Annotated in this window: 4 protein-coding genes; all 4 read right to left on the bottom strand. The window is 44.3% G+C overall.

Features of this window, described 5'->3' with window-relative positions:
* The coding region (btuD, locus tag L4C32_RS20395; protein WP_428198725.1) for a vitamin B12 ABC transporter ATP-binding protein BtuD at positions 1-733 on the bottom strand (733 nt) is incomplete at its 3' end.
* Positions 726-1,715 carry a vitamin B12 ABC transporter permease BtuC gene (gene btuC / locus L4C32_RS20390; RefSeq protein ID WP_428198726.1) on the bottom strand — a complete coding sequence of 330 codons (990 nt, stop codon included), beginning with the start codon at positions 1,713-1,715 and terminating at the stop codon, positions 726-728. The genes btuC and btuD, both read right to left, overlap by 8 nt.
* Positions 1,716-1,717: 2 nt before the next feature.
* On the bottom strand, positions 1,718-2,755 hold the full coding sequence (gene astE / locus L4C32_RS20385) for a succinylglutamate desuccinylase (protein WP_428198724.1): 1,038 nt from the start codon (positions 2,753-2,755) through the stop codon (positions 1,718-1,720).
* Between the two features lie 165 nt (positions 2,756-2,920).
* On the bottom strand, positions 2,921-3,217 hold the full coding sequence (gene ihfA / locus L4C32_RS20380) for an integration host factor subunit alpha (RefSeq protein ID WP_428198723.1): 297 nt from the start codon (positions 3,215-3,217) through the stop codon (positions 2,921-2,923).
* Positions 3,218-3,447 lie beyond the last annotated feature (230 nt).

The following is a 3,447-nucleotide window of genomic DNA, read 5'->3' as shown; positions in this document are numbered from 1 at the left end:
GTCTGTTATTGAGCTCTATTTTATTTATTTCAGTATTAAATACTCGACTTAATGTTTGCTGATTCATTACGCTCTCAACCTCTCCGTAATCCACACACTCCCCCTCTTTCAGCAACAAAACTTTATCCGCTTCATGCAGTGTGCGATTCAAATCATGGTTGGCGATGATTACGGTAATTCCCAATTGACTCACTTGGCGGATCAACTGGTACATCTTAGTTTCATGCCCCACATCCAATGCGGTGGCTGGTTCATCGAGCAATAGAAGCTGTGCTTTGGGATTGATCGAAGGCCAAATTTGTAAACAAGAGGCTGCTAATCTTACTCGTTGCCACTCACCACCCGATAACTGATGGATACTTCTCTCCATCATCTCTCTGATATCCAGAGCCGTCGCCAGTAAATTGACAACCTCTTTCACTGCCACTTTATCAGCCAGCGGGTTAACCAATGAGATGGACAAATAGTGCGCAACCGTTACTGAGAATGTTGGTCTATCTTGCTGTAAAAGGTAACTGCGTTTGCTGGCAAGCACTTCTAGCGAAAAGCGGGTGAGTGCTTCACCCTCAATATCGATATCGCCTTGAAAATCAAACAAGCCTGATAAACAGCAGATTAATGTACTTTTACCACTGCCGTTAGGTCCGATGATATGAAGCACCTCTCCCCGTTTAACGCAGAGCGATATCGGTTGCAAACGAGGAGGCATAGAGACGTTAGTAAGATTAATCATGACTTTTTAACAACAGCCAGATAAACACTGGTGCTCCAATAGAGGTAGTAACCACTCCTACAGGTAACTCTGCGGATGAAAGAATAATTCGAGACAAAGTATCTGAAAAGACCAGCAGGCAAGCGCCAAAAACAGCCGATAGCGGCAGCAGATATTGATTTTGAGCACCGACGCATAAACGAATTAAATGAGGAATCACCAAACCAATAAAACCTATCACTCCTCCTAACGCGACGCTAGCCCCGACCAACAGGGACACCACAATGATTAACTGCCAACGGAGCCTATCCACATTTAAGCCGAGCTGCTTGGCATAAATCTCCCCCATCATCAGGGTATCAAGCTGTTTACCTTTGGTGCATAACCAGCCAATCACAGGCAACATCAATACAATCACGCTTAACTGCAACCAACTCACACCGCCTAAGTTGCCCATTAACCAATACATGAGCAGCCGCAAATTCAGATCATCACTGAAATAGAACCCCCACGTCACCCCTGCTCCGGTAAGGATCCCTAAAGCGACCCCCACTAATAAGAGGCGTGTGGTTGAAAGTCTTTTTCTGGTGGCCAAAACAACCAATATCAAGGTAAACAACATTGCTCCGCACATAGCGGCAAGCATCAACACCTCTACGGATGGGAACGTAGGAAGAAAAAAGATAACCGCAGCCAGAGACAAGCTTGCTCCCCCTGAGATCCCTAATATTCCGGGCTCCGCTAAAGGGTTGCCCAGTAGCACCTGTAATGAGGCACCAGAGACGGCTAACGCAGCGCCTACGGCAATAGCGGCGATTAATCGAGGTAATCGTAGCTCGGTAACCAACATTCTTTCTAGGTCACTATCAGGGGCAAAGGGCCAAATGAGCACCTCTCCGACTGTTAAAGAGAATATAGAGACCATAAGCAATGCGGCAAACATCAGCGCAAACGCTATGCTCCAGCGTTTTTTGTGTCGTTTATCCAGTTGGTATAAGTCGATACTCAATGGGTATTGACTCTTAACTGCTCATCAGTGATTGAGAGAGTCACAGGTTTAACCAACAACGCTGCTCGTTGATTGATCGCCACGTTCGCGTTAGGGAAAACCACCGCTTCTCCGCCTTCAATCGAATGGTACTCAACCCCACCTTTATCCGTCGCCAAAAGTGTCCCATAAGGGAAATAACTGAAGTTGGCTTGGTCATTTGGGAAGGTCAATGTAAATTCATCACTGCGTTTGGTTAAGGTGCGGCTCACTTCATAACTCTTCACTGAATTATTCCAAACCTCATTGGTCGCTTGTTCGGCGCTCACTAGCTTGCGAAGCCCTTGGTCAAACGTCTCTAATGAGGCTAAATCATTCTCACCAATTCGCGCAACTTTGCCAAGCTCCATCGTTAATGCTTGAGCTGAAAAATTTTCTGCTGAATACCAACTGAATGTCGGAGAAGCCGTTGTCGATAGCATTAACGCCTCAATGTCACACGCTTGGAGGAAACAGCCTAGTTCATTTGAACGCGTTCCATTTGCCGTATAAGGGCTGACAGCAAATGTGTAGTGCTCTGAATCGCGTATCGCACAATGAAGATCTAAATGCCATCTCTGGGTGCTTTCAGACTGTGCATAAAATTCAGTCACTACTGTTTGCAGTAGATTAGCAATCTTATGCTCTCTGTTGGTTTCAATATGGCGTTCACCGAAAAGGCGATTTAAATTCTCATCCACAAAACGAGTAAATTGATTCGTCGCTTCTGGGTGAGCAAGAATAAATAGGCAGCGATGTTTGAGCACGATTTTTTCATTCAATATATCTGCAACGAGGCGGTCAACTAGCTCCATCGGTCCAGTTTCATCACCGTGGATGCCCGCTGAAATGATAATATCTTTATCACCACAACGATAAGGGGTCACCTCAACAATACCTCGAGATATCAAGCGCACCTTTGTTTGATTGCTCAGTTGAGTCTCCATTGGCTCCACTGCACTCGACATGTCCAACGTTTGAGAAAGAAAAAGGGCTCTGCCGTTTGCTGATTGCATTTATCACTCCATGACTTTGTTACTGATAGAAATAGTGAACACTATTAGCCTTTTACCGTATTTCGATTATACAGAGTCAGCGCTAATTAGCTGCAATCATATATCGATAAATAAAAAAAGCCGCGTAATTTTCATTACGCGGCTTTTGAAAGAGATGGGATCTCTTTATTTCTTAACTTCGATTGATTCAACTCGAGCTTTAAGCTTCTGCCCTGGTCTAAATGTCACCACGCGACGAGCTGAAATAGGAATGTCTTCCCCAGTTTTTGGGTTACGACCAGGCCTCTCACTTTTATCTCGAAGATCAAAGTTACCAAACCCAGATAATTTTACTTGTTCGCCATTTTCAAGCGCTTGTCGAATCTCTTCGAAAAACACCTCAACTGTCTCCTTGGCGTCACGTTTGCTAAGTCCAAGTGTTGTAAATAAGTTCTCTGCCAGATCGGCCTTGGTGAGCGCCATAGAACTTCCCTCAAAGGATTAAATATTAGTGTTGTCGAAATTTATCACTTCGACCCGTAAACTTCTTATCAGGCTTTATCATTCTACCTGACTGTATATAGTGTATGCCAAGCGTATGATTTTCGCCAACTTTTTTCTCACCCCTCTTTTTACAAGGGCTAGCGGCATTCCAAATTAATCTAGAGATTCAAGATCCCGTATTAGATTTCCTTATTTACATAGTTATTAAT

It is taken from the genome of Aliivibrio kagoshimensis (assembly GCF_050337105.1).
Classification (GTDB): Bacteria; Pseudomonadota; Gammaproteobacteria; order Enterobacterales; family Vibrionaceae; genus Aliivibrio_A; species Aliivibrio_A kagoshimensis.
This window is presented reverse-complemented; position numbering and strand designations above follow the sequence as displayed.